Origin of the sequence: Streptomyces sp. CC0208, assembly GCF_003443735.1 — a bacterium.
Taxonomy (GTDB): Bacteria; Actinomycetota; Actinomycetes; order Streptomycetales; family Streptomycetaceae; genus Streptomyces; species Streptomyces sviceus.
The window spans coordinates 8190562-8206536 of the sequence record NZ_CP031969.1 but is presented as its reverse complement, the minus strand read 5'-3'; the positions used below and the strand labels follow the sequence as shown (position 1 = coordinate 8206536).

Sequence of the window (15975 nt, the reverse complement as noted above, 5' to 3'; positions counted from 1 at the left end):
GGTCCGGCAAGGAGTCGAGCGGAGCCGGCAAAGGTCGGACGACCGCCGACCCCATGGACAGCGACGGCGACGGCGACGGCGTCACGCAAGTCGGCCCTCGGCGTCGAGAGCACCAGAGTGCACCAGAGAGCGGCCCGGCCCGGCCGGTCGGCATCACGGGGACCCTGCGGACGAGGGCAGCGCGTCCTGGCCGACGGCGGGCACGGCGGCGGACCGGCGGGGCAGCAGGAGCGGGGTGGCCAGCAGCAGGAGACCGGCGAGCGCGATCGCCGCACGGGTTCCGGTGAGGGTGGCCAGGAGGCCCCACAGGGCGGTCAGGGCAGCGGTGGTCAGCTTGCCGGTCACCGACCAGGCGGAGAGGGTGCGCACCACCCGGTCCGTCGGCGTCATCTCCAGCCGGTGGGTGGAGAACACCGGGTTGAAGACGGCGCAGGAGGTGATCACCCCGAGTTCGACGGTCATGACGAGCAGCAGTCCGGCCGTTCCGGGGCCGACGAAGGCCAGGCCGAGGGGCCAGCACGCGCGCAGGACACCCGAGGTCATCAGCACGCGGTGCTGTCCGTACCGGGTGACCAGGGGGCGCGCGATCCGCGAGCCGAGCAGACCGCCGAGGCAGGGCACCGAGAAGGCGAGCGCGTACTGCCAGGGGGCGAAGCCCAGCGGACCCAGCATGAGGACGGTCAGCAGCGGCACCGGCACCATGATCAGGGCGTTGACGAGGACCGTGTTGAAGAACAGGGGGCGCAGGACGGGACTGGCCAGGATGTGGCGCCAGCCCTCCAGGAGGGAGCCCTTCGCCGCTCCGGCGGGCTCGGGCCGTGGTTCGCCGCCTCCGATCGCGCGGATCCCCAGCGCCGACAGGAGATAGCTGACGGCGTCGGCCAGCAGGGTCGTCACGGGACCGAAGGCACCGATGGCGGCCCCGCCGAGGGGAGGCCCGATCACGATGGTGGTCCAGTTCGTGGCCTCGAACCGCCCGTTGGCGACGAGCAGGTCGTCCCGGTCGACGAGGGACTTCAGGAAGGCCCCGGAAGCGGCGGAGAAAGTGATGTCGGCCGCGGCGACGACCACCGACACCGCCAGGAGCTGGACGAAGGTGAGCGCACCGAGCGCGTAGGCGGCGGGGACGCTCAGCAGGGCGGCGAACCGGACGAGGTCCATCGCGACCATCACCGGTCGCTTACGACGGAACTCCACCCAGGGCCCGAGCGGCACCGCCACCGCCGCCCCGACCGCGAGCCCCGCGGCCGCCAGCGCGGACACCGCGGCGGGGCCGGCGTGCAGCACCAGGACGGCGATCAACGGGAAGGCGCCGAACGACAGCGAGGTGCCGAACGCACTGACCGCGTAGGCCGCCCACAGCCATCCGAACCGCCGCCCCAGCGACCGTCTCCCGTCCACGTTCGAACCCTCCTCGCCGACAACCCCGCGTTGACCGACGCCATCCAACCGAGTGCCGGGCCCGCCGATCAAACAACCAGGGGCCCGACCGGCCACAACCCGGGGTTGTGCCCGGACGGCCTAGGCTTCCCGCATGGATCTCGACGCCGTACGCACCTTCGTCGCCGTGGCGGACGCGGGGCGGTTCCAGGAGGCCGCCCACCGGCTGGCGGTCACCCAGCAGGCCGTGTCGAAGCGGGTGGCCGCGCTGGAGAGGGACCTCGGGGCACGGCTGTTCACCCGGGCGCCGCGCGGCGCCCGGCTGACCATCGACGGACAGGCGTTCCTGCCGCACGCCCGCGAACTCCTCCGGGCCGCGGAACGCGCGGCCGCCTCGGTCCGGCCGGGCAGCCGAGCGCTGCGCGTCGACGTGATCGGCCGCCGGCTCGCCCCCGCGGAACTGCTGCGCGCCTTCCACCGCACGCACCCCGGCATCGAGCTCGACGTGGTCACCCTCTTCGACGCCGACGCGGCCCTCACCGCGCTCCGGTCCGGCACGATCGACGCCTCCTTCCGCGCCGTCCCGCACTCCCCGGGGCAGTCGGCCGACGACATCGAGTCCGTGCGGGTCTACGACGAGCCGGTCCAACTGCTCACCGGCCCCGGCCACGCGCTCGCGGGAGCCCGCTCGGTGACACTGTCCGAACTGGCCGGGCACCGCATCTGGATGCCCGGCCTGGTCACCGGAACCGAGTGGGGCACGTACTACGACGATCTCGCCGCCGCCTTCGGTCTCACCATCGAGGTCACAGGACCCGACTTCGGCACCGACCCCCTTCTCGACACCATCGCCGACGCCCCGGCCCTGGCGACCCTCGTCGGCGAGCTCACCCGTCTGGTCTGGCCGTCCGACCAGGACCTGCGCCGCATCCCGGTCCACGGGCCCACCCCGGTCTACCCCCACTCCCTGATCTGGCGCTCCGACAACTCCCACCCGGCCCTTGCCGCCCTCCGGGCCCACCTGCACGCCACCCGGCCGGAAGCGCCGGGCGCGGGGACATGGGCACCGGTCTGGGCCTAGTCCCTGGTGCCGATCACGACGTGGGCGTACAGCTCCTCCGAGACCGCCAGGCGGGAGGTCAGGCCGCTGCGGGTGAAGGCGTCGACGGCGGCGGGGGCCTGGCGTTCGCTGGTCTCGACGAGGAGGCGGCCGCCCGGGGCGAGCCACTGCGGGGCCTCGGCCGCGACCCGGCGCAGGACGTCCAGGCCGTCCGTGCCGCCGTCGAGGGCGACCAGGGGCTCGTGGTCGCGGGCCTCGGTGGGCAGGAGGGCGACCTCTTCGGTGGGCACGTAGGGGACGTTGGCCGCGAGGATGTCGACCCGCCCGCGCAGGCCGGCGGGGAGGGCCTCGAAGAGGTCGCCGGTGTGGACCTGGCCGCCCGCGTCGGCGGTGTTGCGGCGGGCGCAGTCCACCGCGGCCGGGTCGATGTCGGCGGAGTGCAGTTCGACCGGGCCCAGCGCGGCGGCGAGCGCGGCACCGACCGCACCCGAGCCACAGCACAGGTCCACGACGACGGAGGCGCCCGGCGCCAGAGCGAGGGCCTGGTCGACGAGGAACTCGGTGCGCCGCCGCGGCACGAAGACGCCTGGAGACACGGTGACCCGCAGTCCCCGGAACTCGGCCCAGCCGACGACGAGTTCGAGGGGGTGCCCGACGACCCGGCGGTCGACCATGTCGGCGAGTTCGTCCGGGGTACGGGCGGCGGCGAGGATCAGCCGGGCCTCGTCCTCGGCGAAGACGCAGCCCGCGCTGCGCAGGGCGGCGACGACGGAGTCGGGAGAGGTGAGGCGAGGAGAAAGTGAAGGCATGGAAGCCGAGAGCCTTTCGAGAGCCGAAGGGCGCTCCCGCGGTCACCTGGGCCTACGAGCGGTGATCCGCGCCGGTTCGAGGAGAGAGCACCCGATCTGACACAGCGTTGATGGGTCTCACCTCCTCGGTCTGTCACGGCTGGGACTGCCCTCAGCCGGAGGGCCACCCTACCCCAGGACGCCGGGAGTTGTACTCTGCAACCAGTACCGAGAGGGAGGTCCGGTGGAAGCAGCGACGGCCGTGGAGACGATCCAGCGCGAGATGACGGTCTTCGCGCGACGGGCCCGGGCCTCGGCGGGCCGCCTGCATCCCGAGCTGTCGCTGGTGTCGTACACGCTCCTCGGGCACCTGGAGGAGCGCGACGGCTGCCGCGCCACCGACCTGGCCGCCCACTACGCCCTGGACAAGTCCACGGTGAGCCGCCAGGTCACCGCTCTGGAGCGGGCCGGCCTCGTCGAGCGGCGCCAGGACCCGGAGGACCACCGGGTCCAGGTGCTGCATCTGACCGCGGCCGGCCGGCGCATCCTGGGCCAGGTCACCGTGAGCCGCCGCGCGGCCGTCGGCGAACGGCTCGCGGAGTGGTCGCAGGAGGACCTGGAGCGGTTCGCCGGGTACCTCGTGCGCTACAACGACTGGCCCGGTCCGGCCGAGGGAGCCTAGAAGACCCCCTCCGGCAACCGCTCGGGTACCCGGGCGGCGAGGAAGGCGGTGGTGCGCCGGAGCCGGAAGCCGAGGGACTCGTACAGCCGGATGGCATGGGTGTTCCCGGCGGCGGTGTGCAGGAACGGCGTCTCACCGCGCTGCCGTATGCCGTGGGCGACAGCGTGGACCAGCCGGGTCGCGAGGCCCTGGCCGCGGACGGCGGGGTCGGTGCAGACCGCGCTGATCTCGGTCCAGCCCGGCGGGTGCAGCCGCTCCCCCGCCATCGCGACGAGGGCGCCTTCCCGGCGGATGCCCAGGTAGGTGCCCATCTCGATGGTGCGGGGCAGGAAGGGTCCGGGTTGGGTGCGGGCGATCAGGTCGAGGATCTCGGGCACGTCGGCGGGGCAGAGGCGGACCGCCTCCGGGTCGGGTGCGGCGGCGAGACCGTCGTCCACGAACTGCACGCCCTCGACATGGAAGGTGACCTCCCAGCCCGCGGGCACCGGGCCCGCGTAGCCCGGCAGCGGCACCTCCGCGCCGGCCCCCGCGAGCGCGGCGAGGTCGGCCCAGTCACCGGCGTCGGGTTCGTCGGGAAGGGCCAGCCAGGGCGAGACGTCGACGGGGTAGCGCAGGACCCGGCCGCGCTTCTCGGCGAAGTGGGCGTGCGGGCCGGTCAGGGACGCGAGAGCCGGGTTGTCGAGGACGTGCGGTGTGCCGGCGGTCATCGGGCGACCTCGATGACCGTCTTGCCGCGGGCGTGGCCTTCCTCGACCCTGCGCAGCGCGTCGCCCGCCCTGTCGAGGGGAAAGGTTCCGGTGATGTGCGGGTCCAGGTTCCCCTCGAGCACGAGCCGCGCGACCTCCTCCAGTACGGCCGCGTTGCGGGCCCGCGCCACGCGTGCGCCGCCCAGCCGCCGCACGTCCTCCTCGGAGGCCCCGGCGGTGATCAGTTTCGTCCGGTCGGTGAGCAACTCGGCGGATGCGGTGAGCACTTCACCGCCGACGAGGTCGTACACCCCGTCGATGCCGTCCGGCGCGGCCGCCCGGGCCCGCTCGGCCCAGCCGGGACCGGAAGCGACGTGGACGGCGCCGAGCGACTCGACGAGGTCCTTCTTGCCCTCGCTCGCGATGCCGATCGCGCGCAGGCCGAAGGCGCGGGCGATCTGTACGGCCGCAGCGCCTACGCCGCCGCCCGCGCCGGTCACCAGCAGCGTGGCGCCCGAGGGCAGATCGAGCTGGCGGACGCCGTCGTACGCGGTGGCGGCGGCGACGGGCAGGGTGGCGGCCACCGTGTGGGGCAGCTCCACCGGCTTGTGCGCGGCGATGGCGACCGGCACCAGGGTGTACTCGGTGTAGCCACCGGCCAGCGCGGTACCGAAGACCTCGTCCCCGACGGCGAACCCCTCGACGCCCTCCCCGACCTCCTCGACGACACCGGAGACCTCGTTGCCGAACACGACGGGGAAGACCCGCTCCTCGTGCTCGCCGGGGCGCCGGAAGCCCGTGCGCTGCTTCCAGTCGACGGGGTTCACGCCCGCCGCGCGGACGGCCACCAGGAGTTGGCCCGGTCCGGGACTCGGCCGGTCCACGTCCACGAACGCCTCGGTCTCCGGTCCGCCGTACCGCGTGAAGACGTACGCCTTGGGCATCTGCTTCCTCGCTCTCCTCGCGCTCCCCCCGGGACACCGGCCCCGGCACTCCAGCGCCAATGATCGGCGCGCGGCAGCTATTCCCGGTCCCGCCCAGTGTTCATACGGCCGCAATGATCGGGGCACTGACCTGGGAAGGAGCACGCGTGAAGACCACGTACGGTGGAAGCATGAACGTCACCCGAGGCTTCACCGGGCGCCCCCGTGTGAACAACACCGGACTGCCACCTGGCCAGTACGACGCGGGCGACGACTGGCCCGTCCTCTCCGCGGAGGTCACGCCGGACCTGTCGCCGGCCGACTGGACGTTCCGGGTGGACGGGCTGGTCGAACAACCGCACACCTGGGACTGGGACGAGGCGCACGCGCTGCCCGCGTCGGCCTACGAGGGTGACATCCACTGCGTGACGAGCTGGTCGAAGTTCGGGGTGCGGTTCGCGGGGGTGTCGCTGGACGCGTTTCTGGCTGTGGCGCGGCCACATGGGTCCGCCACCCATGCCGTCGCCTACTCGCACACCGGGTACACCACGAACCTGCCGCTCGCGGACCTGACCGGGGGGCAGGCCTGGATCGTGTGGGAGTACGACGGGAAGCCCCTGCCCGCCGAACACGGGGGGCCGGCGCGGCTGCTGGTGCCGCATCTGTACTTCTGGAAGAGCGCCAAGTGGGTCGCGGGGCTGACCCTGCTCGACCACGACGAGCCGGGTTTCTGGGAGCAAAACGGCTATCACGCGCGGGGCAACCCGTGGGAGGAGCAGAGGTACTCCGGTGACTGAGGCGCTCTCCTCCCCCGCCTTCGCTCCCGTCACGCGGTTCGCGGTGCCGGGGCGTATCGCCGTCAGCAACCGGACCGCCGCGGTGTGGCAGACCGCCACGCTCACCGAGGTCCGCCGCGAGACGCCGTACGTGTCCACGTTCCGCTTCGCGGTGCCCGCCTGGCAGGGGCATCTGCCCGGCCAGCATCTGATGTTGCGGCTGACCGCCGAGGACGGCTACACGGCCCAGCGCCACTACTCGATCGCGTCGCCGCCGGAGGACTCGGGGCACATCGAGCTGACCCTGGATCATGTCGAGGGCGGTGAGGTCTCGGGCTGGTTCCACACGGTGGCCGAACCCGGTGACCAGGTCGAGGTGCGGGGGCCGCTGAGCGGTTTCTTCGCCTGGCCCGGTGACCGGCCCGCGCTGCTGGTCGGGGCCGGTTCCGGGGTCGTACCGCTGATGTCGATGGTGCGCCACCACCGGGCGCGCGGGCTGTCCGTTCCGCTGCGGCTGCTGGTGTCGGCGCGCGGTCCCGAGGAGCTGATCTACGCGCGGGAGCTCGGCGCCGAGACGACCCCCGTGTTCACGCGGAGTGCCCCGGACGGGGTGCCCGTGGGACGTATGTCGACCGCACATGTGGCGCCACTCCTGGCCGATCAGCCCGAGGGTGGGTGGGAGGCCTATGTGTGTGGTTCCAACGCGTTCGCCGAGCATGCCTCGCGGCTGCTGGTGGAGGCCGGTCAGCCGGTGGACCGCATCCGGATCGAACGCTTCGGCTGACGGTCGTGCGCCCGCGTGCCTGATGCGCATGCGCGAAGATTGCGTCTGCGCCGGCCCCGCACGTGCACGACGCGGATGGAGGGGTACTACATCTGTGTGACCACTCGCAGGGGTGGGTGGTGCGGAGGTCGACATGGGATCCCGGGTGCGCGGCTGGCGCTGGCGGCGCAATCCGCTCAGGCGCCGGTCGGACGTCGTCGAGGCATGGACGATGCTGGCCGTCGCCGTGCTGATGGTGCTGGGTGCCCCGCTGGTCGGCGCGGTCGTGGGCTGGTGGGCGCATGACGACGCCCGTGCGGTGGCGGCCGAGCAGCGCTCCGAACGCCACCGGATCCGTGCGGAGGTCGTCGGCAGGGTCCCGGACTCGCCGCCCTCGGTCCAGGGCGGCCGGGAGCGCTCCTACCGGGTGACCGTGCGCTGGACGGACGCCGGGGCCACGAAGACCGCCACGGCCCGCGTGCCGGCGGGTACCGACCAGGGCGAGAAGGTCGACGTGTGGTTCGACTCCCGGGGCCGGAGCGTGGCCCCGCCCCCGGACGAGACCGCGATCTGGCAGCACACCCTGGTGATGGGCGCCTGTGGCGCGGGCGCCACGATCGCGGTGATCCTCCTCGGCCACTCCCTCGTCCGCGGGGTGGCGGGCCGACACCGGCTCGCCGAGTGGGAACGGGACTGGGCGCTCACCGAACCGCAGTGGACCCGCCGCCGGGCCTGACGACGTCGGCCGAGGACCGTAGGCGGTCCACCCCTCTCCCTCCCGGCCGACCGACCCCGAAGGCCTGGCGATTCGTCCTACCTCGCACGTACGGTGTGATCATCCGGCACTGTCCCTTCGCTAAGGCGGTCCTGCATGGCCCTGTTCGACCTCCCCATCGACGAATTGCGCGAGTACCGCAGCGAGTCCACGGAGCCCGAGGACTTCGACGCGTTCTGGTCCAAGACCCTTCAGGAGGCCCGCGAGCACGACCTCGACGCCCGCTTCGAGCTCGTCGACACGGGTCTGTCCACGGTGAAGGTGTACGACGTGACGTTCGCCGGGTTCGGCGGCCACCCGGTCAAGGGCTGGTTCACGATTCCCGCCGAGGTCTCCGCCCCCATACCGGTGGTCGTGGAGTTCATCGGCTACGGCGGCGGCCGCGGTCTGCCGCACGAGCATCTGCTATGGGCGTCGACGGGCCGGGCGCACTTCGTGATGGACACCCGCGGTCAGGGCAGCGCCTGGGGCGGCGGCGGTGGCACCGCAGACCCGGTGGCCGGCGCGCCCGCGTATCCCGGGTTCATGACCCGGGGCATCGACGCCCCCGAGAACTACTACTACCGCCGGGTGTTCACCGACGGCGTGCGTGCGGTGGAGGCGGCTCGTTCGCACCCGCTGACCGACCCGGCGCGTACGGTCGTCCTCGGCGGCAGCCAGGGCGGGGGCATCTCGATCGCGGTCGGCGGTCTGGTGCCGGACCTGGCGGCGGTCGCCCCGGACGTGCCGTTCCTGTGCGACTACCCGCGCGCGGCGACCATGACGGACCGTCACCCGTACCGGGAGATCGGCCTCTACCTCAAGACGCACCGCGGCCGCTTCGAGGACGTCCTCGGCACCCTCGCCTACTTCGACGGAGTGCACTTCGCGAGCCGCGCCCGCACCCCGGCGCTCTTCTCGGCGGCTCTGGAGGACCAGACCTGCCCGCCCTCCACGGTGTTCGCGGCCTTCAACGCCTGGGGCCACGACGACAAGGCGATCGAGGTCTACGACTTCAACGACCACGAGGGCGGCGGCCCCTACCAAGAGGCGGCGAAGCTGCGCTGGCTGCGCTCGTACGCCTGAGTCCCGCCGGGAACCTTCCTTCCAGCCCGACCAGTCGGTATGTTCGCGGGACCCCGGGTCGCAGTGTCGCGGTCCGGGCTTCCGGCGACGACGGAGGGCCCATGTCCGAGAACCGGCCGGCTGTCCACGGCCACTGCGACGAGCGCTTCGCGGCCGTGCGGACGGCGTTCGAGGAGAACTTCCAAGACCGTGCCGAGCTGGGTGCCGCGGTGAGCGTCACGGTGGACGGCGAAACGGTCGTGGACCTGTGGGGCGGCTGGGCCGACGCGGCCCGCACCCGTCCCTGGCAGCGCGACACACTGGTCAACGTGTGGTCGACCACGAAGGGCCCGACGGCCCTGTGCGCCCACATCCTCGCCGACCGGGGCCTGCTCGACCTCGACGCCCCGGTGGCCGCGTACTGGCCGGAGTTCGCCGCGGCGGGCAAGGAGAAGGTCCTGGTACGGCACCTGCTGTCGCACCGGGCCGGGCTGTCCGGGCTGCGCGAGCCGCACACCCTCGCCGAGCTCTTCGATTGGGAGCTGACGACTCGCCGGCTCGCGGCGACGGAGCCCTGGTGGGAGCCGGGCACGGTGTCCGGGTACCACGCGTTCACGTACGGCTTCCTGGTCGGGGAGGTCGTCCGGCGGGTCTCGGGGCTGCTGCCGGGCGCCTTCCTGGAGCGGGAGGTGACCGGGCCGCTCGGCATCGACTTCACCATCGGCCTGCCGGAGAAGGAGGCCGGGCGGGCCGCCGAGCTGGTGCATCCGCCGGCCGTGTCGACGAGCGAACAGGCCGCGGTCTTCGCCCAGTTGGCACCCGCCGCGATCGCCGCCCTGACCAACCCCGTGGCGGGCGCCGCGGAGGCGAACACGCCCGAGTGGCGGGCCGCCGAGATCCCCGCCGCGAACGGCCACGGCACCGCCCGGGCCGTCGCCGCGCTGTACGGCATCTTCGCGGGCCGCGGTTCCCACGACGGCCACCGCGTCCTGTCCCCCGAGGCGGCCGAGCGGGTCCGCGAGAGCCAGGGCAGGTGCCGTGACCTGGTGCTCGGCGCGGGGCTCGACAGCGAGACGGAGCTCGGGCTCGGCCTGTGGCTCAGCGGGCCGAACGGCTCCTACGGGCCCAATCCGCGGGCCTTCGGTCACGACGGCTTCGGCGGGTCGTGCGGGCTGGCCGATCCGGAGACGGGGATCGCGCTGGGCTATGTGATGAACCGGATGGGGCCGCACATCGCCGACGACCCGCGGAAGACGGCGCTGATCGAGGCGCTGTACAGCGCCCTCTGACCCTGATCCGTACGAGGGTCCAGCCGTCACCCGCGCTCTCGTCGAGGGCGTCGGTGAAGTGGACGGTGAGTTCCGCACTGGGCACGGGGCGCGGGCTGCGCCAGACGGCGTACACAGCGGCCGCTCAGCGGTGGCGGGCCGGACCTCCCCTGCCGAGCGAAGGGCACGACGTGCCGGGCGTCCGGAGCCGAACAAGGCCGACCCGGCGACGACCGGAAGGCCGTCCTGGTGGCCCGGCCGCCAGGGCGACGGCGGCGACATGACCGCCGTGCGCCCCCTGCCGGGACCGCCACAGGGGGCGATCCGCGCCCCGTGATCGGTTGGGGATCCGGACCGACTAGACCGGGCGCCTCGCCACGACCATCCGGACGCGCGGACTGCCGTCCCGGCGCACACCGAACTCGGGCAGGGCGTGCAGCTCCACCCGAAATCCCGCCCCTTCCAGTTCCCGTCGCACGTCCCCGAGCCGGAAGGCCCGGTAGTACATGACGAACGGCGGTCGCCACAGGGCGTTGCGCACCCGCATCACGGCGTCGAACCCGTGGAGCATCCAGTAGGCGGGGGAAGACGGCCGGGGCGGGGCGACGATCGGGAAGGCGAAGCAGCCCCCCGGTCGCAGCACCTCGCGGGCCTGGGCGAACAGGCCGGGCAGCTCGCGGGGCAGGAAGTGGCCGAAGGCCCCGAAACTCACGACGAGGTCGAAGGAGGCGGGGGCGAAGGGGAGGGCACGCGCATCTCCCCGCACCCAGGACAGGCGCGGCCCGCTCGACCGGGTCCGCCTGCGGGCCACGTCGAGCATCCCGGCGCTGAAGTCGACCCCGGTCACGCTCTCCCGGCAGACCCGCGTCAGCACCCGGGCCCCGGCGCCGGTGCCGCAGCACAGGTCGAGCCCCGCGTCGAAGGAGCCCGTCCGGCGCAGCGCGGACGCGACGGCGTCCAGCACCGAGTCGGGCGTACGGAAGGGGGTGTGGTCGAACTTGGGGGCGAGCAGGTCGTAGCCGCGCTCGACGGACGACAGCGCCTGGACGGCGAGTTCGCGGAGGCTGGGGCCTTCTGGGCTGAACATCCGCGTCAGCTTAGGGGAGCGCGTACTTGAGCGACATGTGGACCCGCTAGCACGAGCCTGGGCCACTCTTTCTCCCCGACGAGTCGGCCGAGGCGGCGCGGGAGGTGCGGCGTCCTGTGCGAACGGCGCGGAGATCACCGCGAGCCGCCGTCGACGGCGATGTCCGCACGCCTCCTACGCGGATCGACACTCAGCGAGCCGCTTTTCGAGGAAGTGCCGCTCGGCGTCGTTCTCCACCAGCTCCAGAGCCCGCTCGTACGCCCGGGCCGCCTCGGTCGTACGGCCGCTGCGGCGCAGCAGGTCGGCGCGCGTCGCGGGGAGCAGGTGGTAGCCGCTCAGCTCGTCCTCCCGCTCCAGTTCCGCGACCAGGGCGAGCCCCGCGTCGGGGCCCTGGGCCATGCCGACGGCCACCGCGCGGTTGAGGCGGACCACGGCCGAGGGCACGAAGCGGACCAGCTCGCCGTACAGGGCGGCGATGTCGGCCCAGTCGGTGTCCGCGGCCGTGGCGGCGGTCGTGTGGCAGGCGGCGATGGCGGCCTGGATCTGGTACGGCCCCGGCCGGCCGCGACGCAGCGCGGTCTCCAGCAGGGCCGCGCCCTCGTCGACCTCCGCGCGGTCCCACGCCGTGCGGTCCTGGTCCTCCAGGGTCACCAGTTCGCCGGCCGCGTCCACCCGGGTGTCGCGGCGCGCGTCGTGCAGGAGAAGCAGCGCGAGCAGGCCGAGGGCCTCGGGCTCGTCGGGCATGAGCCGGGCCAGGACACGGGCCAGCCGGATCGCCTCCGCGCACAGGTTCCGTCGTACGAGATCGGCGCCCGAGGTGGCCGCGTACCCCTCGTTGAACAGCAGGTAGATCACACCGAGCACGCCCGTCGTGCGTTCGGGCAGCAGGTGGGCGGGCGGTACGCGGTAGGGGATGCCGGCGTTGCGGATCTTCTTCTTGGCCCGCACCAGGCGCTGCGCCATGGTCGCCTCGGGGACGAGGAAGGCGCGGGCGATCTCCGGCGTGGTCAGTCCTGCGAGGGTGCGCAGGGTCAGGGCGACGCGGGCCTCGATGTGCAGCGCCGGGTGGCAGCAGGTGAAGATCAGCCGCAGCCGGTCGTCCTCGACGCCGCTGTCGTCGTACGGCTCCTCGGGTGCCGTGAGCATGGCCGCCTCCCGTATCTTCCGCTCGCCGACCGCCTCCCGGCGCAGTACGTCCATGGCCCGGTGGCGGGCGGTCGTGGTGAGCCAGGCGCCCGGGCGGCGCGGGACGCCGTCGCGCGGCCACCGGTCGAGGGCCTGGGCGAAGGCGTCCTGCGCGCACTCCTCGGCGAGGTCCCAGTCGCCGGTCACCCGGATCAGGGTGGCGACGACCTGGCCCCACTCCTCCCGGAAGGCGGCGGCAACGGCCTCTTGGGCGCTCACTCCCACACTGGCCGTACTTCCACGGAGCCGCCCCCGAGCGCCGCCGGGTGCCGGGAGGCGAGGGAGATCGCCTCGTCCAGGTCGGCGACCTCGATGATGTCGATTCCGGCGATGTACTCCTTGGACTCGATGAACGGGCCGTCGGTGAGCAGGACCTCGTCGCCCTGGACGCGCACGGTGGTGGCGTCGGAGGCGGGGCGCAGCCGGGCTCCGCCCTTGACCAGGTCGCGGCTGCGGACCTCCTCGATGTAGGAGGTGAAGCGGGGGTCGTCGGCGATCTCGGCGGGGCTGAGTTCCTCGCCGCCGACGGGGGTGCAGATCAGCAGGACGTACTTCATGACCGCTCCTCGGTGGTGCGGGAGATGTGTTCGTGCGCGATCAGCCAGCGGGGGCCGATGTCGCGGTAGCCGGTGGTGACGCGCTGCAGTGCGTCGCCGGTACGGATGAGGGCGTGGGCGAAGGCGATGCTCTCGTCGACACGGACCCGGAATTCCAGGACCTCGCGGACGACCGGCCCGGTGGACGTCTCCGCGAAGGCCTTGCGGAGTGCCTCGGCACCCCTGTGGTGCCGGCCCTCCACCACGACCTCCGCGTCCGGCGCGAAGCAGGCGAGCATTCGCTCGACGTCCCCGGTGCGCGCCGCCTCCGTCAGCTCGGCGTCGAGGCGGCGGATCTGCCCCTCGGCGTCCTCGTCCTCCCAGAACGGCCGCACCTCCAGGGCTCCGATCGTCGCCACGGGGTGCCTGGCGGCCGCCTCGACGGCCTCTTCCAGGCTGTCGCACTCCAGGACGTCGAAGCCGGCGACGTACTCCTTGGTCTCCGCGAACGGGCCGTCGGTACGCAGCACCTCGCCGCCGCGCACCCGCACGGTGACCGCGTCGGCGGGCTGGGCGAGCCGGTGCCCGTGCAGCCGTACGCCATGGTCACCGAGCTCCTCGACCCAGGGTTCTACGGGGGCCATGCCCGAGGCGTCGTTGGTGTCGTCGCCGCAGACGAGCAGCATGTACTTCATGGTTCCTCCCGGTCCTCATGTGCTTCCTACACCCCGCCGACGAACGGGACCGGCCGGAATCGACACCGGCGCGCGAAAAAGAATCCGGTTCGCGGTTGGATGGCCCCATGACGTCCGACGAGCACGCGCGGCTGATGCGGGTCAACCAGGCCAACTGGGACGCCCGCACCCCCGTTCACCTCGCCAGCCGGTTCTACGGCCTCGATCAGGACCTCGATCCGGAGCGCTGGTTCGCCGCCTTCGAGTGGGAGGACCTCGGCGAGCTCACCGGCCGTGACGTGCTCCACCTGCAGTGCCATCTCGGCACGGAGACGGTCGCCCTCGCCCGCCGTGGGGCCCGGGCGGTGGGCCTGGACTTCTCGGCGGCCTCCGTCACGGCCGCTCAGGGGATCGCGTCGCGGGCGGGCGTGGACGTCGAGTACGTGCGGGCGAACGTGTACGACGCCGTCGAGGCGCTGGGAGGACGGCAGTTCGACGTCGTGTACACCGGGAAGGGCGCGCTGTGCTACCTGCCCGACCTGACACGGTGGGCGGACGTGATCGCCCGACTGCTGCGTCCTGGTGGCCTGTTGTACGTGGTGGAGTTCCATCCGCTGCTCAACTCACTGGGCCCCAAGCCCGCTCCGGACGAGGGGCCGGAACTCCTCCTGCGCCACGACTACCTGGGCGGCGACGGCCCCGTGCACCGGGATGCGACCCACACCTACACCGACGGTCCGGCCGTCGAGGGCGCCACGGCGAGCTACGAGTGGATGCACGGAATAGGAGAGGTCGTCACCGCGTTGACGGCGGTGGGACTGAATGTCCGGAGCCTGCGCGAGAGCGATGAGCTGCCCTGGCCGCGCTGGTCGCGGATGACCCGCACGGCGTCCGGCTGGTGGCGGCTTCCCGAGCCTCGGATCCCGCTGCTGTACGGACTCCTCGCCACGCGCTGAGTCGCCGTGGTACCGTCCTGCTAGCACTTGTGTACGCCCGTTTCGGGGCGCCGGTGCCAGTTCTCTCTCCTCCCGCCGGTCGCTGTACCGGCTTCTCCTCAGTACCTCGCAGGTCTTGTGGGTGCTGTCTTCCGCCGCCCGAAGGCGTTGTCCGCCTTCCCTCTCGCGGCTTCCCCCTCCTTCCGCATGTCCCATGCCTTCCGTCCTCGAAAGGACAGACCATCATGACCACCACTCTCGAAAGCCCCCCAGTACCGCAGCAGACCCCGGTCCGCGCCGTCACCGGCGTCCTCGACATCGACACGGGCGGGAAGGGTCACCTCCGCGCCGCGAGCCTGCTGCCCTCGCCCTCCGACCTCCAGGTCTCCCCCGCACTGATCCGCCGGTTCGGCCTGCGCAAGGGGGACGTCGTCGACGGGGTGCGCGGCACCCAGCGCGCCCTCACCGAGGTCGCCCGCGTCAACGGCCACGAACCCGACCGGAACCGCCGCACCTTCCACGACCTCACCCCCCTGCACCCGCGCGAGCGGATCCGGCTCGAACACCCGGCGTCCGGACTGACCGGGCGGGTCGCCGATCTGATCGCACCCGTCGGCAAGGGCCAGCGCGGGCTGATCGTGGCCCCGCCCAAGACCGGCAAGACCGTGCTGCTCCAGCAGATCGCGGCCGCCGTCGCCGGCAACCACCCCGAGTGCCGCCTGATGGTGGTGCTGCTCGACGAACGCCCCGAGGAGGTCACCGACATGCGGCGCTCCGTGCGCGGCGAGGTGTACGCCTCGACGTTCGACCGCACGCCCAAGCAGCACATCGCACTCGCCGAGCTGGTCATCGAGCGGGCCAAGCGGCTCGTCGAGGCCGGCGAGGACGTCGTGATCCTGCTCGACTCCCTGACCCGGCTGTGCCGGGCCCACAACAACGCGGCCCCCGGCAACGGCCGCACCCTCAGCGGCGGCGTCGACGCGACCGCGCTGATCGGGCCCAAGAAGTTCTTCGGCGCCGCCCGGCTCGCCGAGGAGGGCGGCTCGCTCACCATCCTCGCCACCGCCCTGGTGGAGACCGGCTCGCGCGCCGACGACTTCTACTTCGAGGAGCTCAAGAGCACCGGCAACATGGAGCTCCGCCTGGACCGCGAACTCGCCTCCCGCCGCGTCTTCCCGGCCGTCGCCGTCAACCCCTCGGGCACCCGTCGCGAGGAACGCCTGCTGACTCCGGCGGAGTTGACCGCCGTACGAGGACTGCGCAGGGTTCTCCAGAACGGCGACGGCCAGGGCAACCTGGAGACGCTCCTGCAGCGGATGCGCGAGACGCCGGACAACGCGACCTTCCTGCGACGGATCCAGCCGACCCTGCCCGCGGGCTGACGGGCCATCCCCCGTCCGGGTGCTCAGGCGC

General features: G+C 72.9%; 17 protein-coding genes. 9 read left to right on the top strand and 8 right to left on the bottom strand.

Translation table 11 applies throughout. The features are described 5' to 3' along the window. Window positions 1-153: 153 nt before the first annotated feature. Window positions 154-1401 (bottom strand): MFS transporter, encoded by a 1248-nt coding sequence (locus D1369_RS37630; RefSeq protein WP_162951047.1) that lies wholly within the window; start codon window positions 1399-1401, stop codon window positions 154-156. 133 nt (window positions 1402-1534) lie between these two features. On the opposite strand from D1369_RS37630, the gene D1369_RS37625 reads away from it, so the two are divergent. Next, window positions 1535-2461, top strand: a complete 927-nt coding sequence (locus D1369_RS37625; RefSeq protein WP_118082890.1) for a LysR family transcriptional regulator — start codon at window positions 1535-1537, stop codon at window positions 2459-2461. Here the strand turns inward: D1369_RS37625 and D1369_RS37620 are convergent. Then, window positions 2458-3249, bottom strand: a complete 792-nt coding sequence (locus D1369_RS37620) for a putative protein N(5)-glutamine methyltransferase (protein WP_007379982.1) — start codon at window positions 3247-3249, stop codon at window positions 2458-2460. The genes D1369_RS37625 and D1369_RS37620 overlap by 4 nt on opposite strands. Before the next feature lie 223 nt (window positions 3250-3472). On the opposite strand from D1369_RS37620, the gene D1369_RS37615 reads away from it, so the two are divergent. Beyond that, complete coding sequence (locus tag D1369_RS37615; protein WP_037898954.1) at window positions 3473-3910, top strand: MarR family winged helix-turn-helix transcriptional regulator; 438 nt, start codon at window positions 3473-3475, stop codon at window positions 3908-3910. Here D1369_RS37615 and D1369_RS37610 read toward each other — a convergent pair. Then, window positions 3907-4617, bottom strand: a complete 711-nt coding sequence (locus D1369_RS37610) for a GNAT family N-acetyltransferase (protein WP_007379984.1) — start codon at window positions 4615-4617, stop codon at window positions 3907-3909. The genes D1369_RS37615 and D1369_RS37610 overlap by 4 nt on opposite strands. Beyond that, the gene (locus D1369_RS37605) at window positions 4614-5540 is read right to left on the bottom strand and encodes an NADP-dependent oxidoreductase (RefSeq protein ID WP_037898955.1); all 927 of its coding nucleotides are present in this window, start codon (window positions 5538-5540) and stop codon (window positions 4614-4616) included. The genes D1369_RS37610 and D1369_RS37605 overlap by 4 nt, the downstream gene beginning before the upstream one ends. A gap of 170 nt (window positions 5541-5710) precedes the next feature. On the opposite strand from D1369_RS37605, the gene D1369_RS37600 reads away from it, so the two are divergent. The 5 genes from D1369_RS37600 (at window position 5711) to D1369_RS37580 (ending at window position 10166) form a co-directional block, all read left to right on the top strand. Further along, the gene (locus D1369_RS37600) at window positions 5711-6316 is read left to right on the top strand and encodes a sulfite oxidase-like oxidoreductase (RefSeq protein WP_037903035.1); all 606 of its coding nucleotides are present in this window, start codon (window positions 5711-5713) and stop codon (window positions 6314-6316) included. Then, window positions 6309-7079, top strand: a complete 771-nt coding sequence (locus D1369_RS37595) for a ferredoxin reductase (RefSeq protein WP_037898957.1) — start codon at window positions 6309-6311, stop codon at window positions 7077-7079. Before D1369_RS37600 ends, D1369_RS37595 begins: the two co-directional genes overlap by 8 nt. A 133-nt stretch (window positions 7080-7212) precedes the next feature. Beyond that, window positions 7213-7794 (top strand): DUF3592 domain-containing protein, encoded by a 582-nt coding sequence (locus D1369_RS37590; protein ID WP_007379988.1) that lies wholly within the window; start codon window positions 7213-7215, stop codon window positions 7792-7794. A 135-nt stretch (window positions 7795-7929) separates the two neighbouring features. Further along, window positions 7930-8898 carry an acetylxylan esterase gene (locus tag D1369_RS37585; protein ID WP_007379989.1) on the top strand — a complete coding sequence of 323 codons (969 nt, stop codon included), beginning with the start codon at window positions 7930-7932 and terminating at the stop codon, window positions 8896-8898. A 101-nt stretch (window positions 8899-8999) separates the two neighbouring features. Then, the gene (locus D1369_RS37580) at window positions 9000-10166 is read left to right on the top strand and encodes an EstA family serine hydrolase (protein ID WP_007379990.1); all 1167 of its coding nucleotides are present in this window, start codon (window positions 9000-9002) and stop codon (window positions 10164-10166) included. Window positions 10167-10503: 337 nt separating this feature from the next. Here D1369_RS37580 and D1369_RS37570 read toward each other — a convergent pair whose 3' ends face one another. From D1369_RS37570 to D1369_RS37555, 4 genes are all read right to left on the bottom strand, one after another. Further along, a complete protein-coding gene (locus tag D1369_RS37570; RefSeq protein WP_007379991.1) occupies window positions 10504-11232 on the bottom strand; it encodes a class I SAM-dependent methyltransferase in 729 nt (242 codons plus the stop codon). Between the two features lie 174 nt (window positions 11233-11406). Next, complete coding sequence (locus tag D1369_RS37565; RefSeq protein WP_007379992.1) at window positions 11407-12636, bottom strand: RNA polymerase sigma factor; 1230 nt, start codon at window positions 12634-12636, stop codon at window positions 11407-11409. Next, entirely contained in the window at window positions 12633-12974 is a 342-nt protein-coding gene (locus D1369_RS37560; protein WP_007379993.1) for a YciI family protein, read from the bottom strand. Before D1369_RS37560 ends, D1369_RS37565 begins: the two co-directional genes overlap by 4 nt. Then, window positions 12971-13648 carry an SgcJ/EcaC family oxidoreductase gene (locus tag D1369_RS37555; protein WP_007379994.1) on the bottom strand — a complete coding sequence of 226 codons (678 nt, stop codon included), beginning with the start codon at window positions 13646-13648 and terminating at the stop codon, window positions 12971-12973. The genes D1369_RS37560 and D1369_RS37555 overlap by 4 nt, the downstream gene beginning before the upstream one ends. Before the next feature lie 107 nt (window positions 13649-13755). Here D1369_RS37555 and D1369_RS37550 point away from each other — a divergent pair, with 107 nt between their 5' ends. Together D1369_RS37550 and rho are read left to right on the top strand one after the other, a co-directional pair. Then, window positions 13756-14583 carry a class I SAM-dependent methyltransferase gene (locus tag D1369_RS37550; protein ID WP_007379995.1) on the top strand — a complete coding sequence of 276 codons (828 nt, stop codon included), beginning with the start codon at window positions 13756-13758 and terminating at the stop codon, window positions 14581-14583. A 224-nt stretch (window positions 14584-14807) separates the two neighbouring features. After that, the gene (rho, locus tag D1369_RS37545; protein WP_007379996.1) at window positions 14808-15944 is read left to right on the top strand and encodes a transcription termination factor Rho; all 1137 of its coding nucleotides are present in this window, start codon (window positions 14808-14810) and stop codon (window positions 15942-15944) included. Window positions 15945-15975 lie beyond the last annotated feature (31 nt).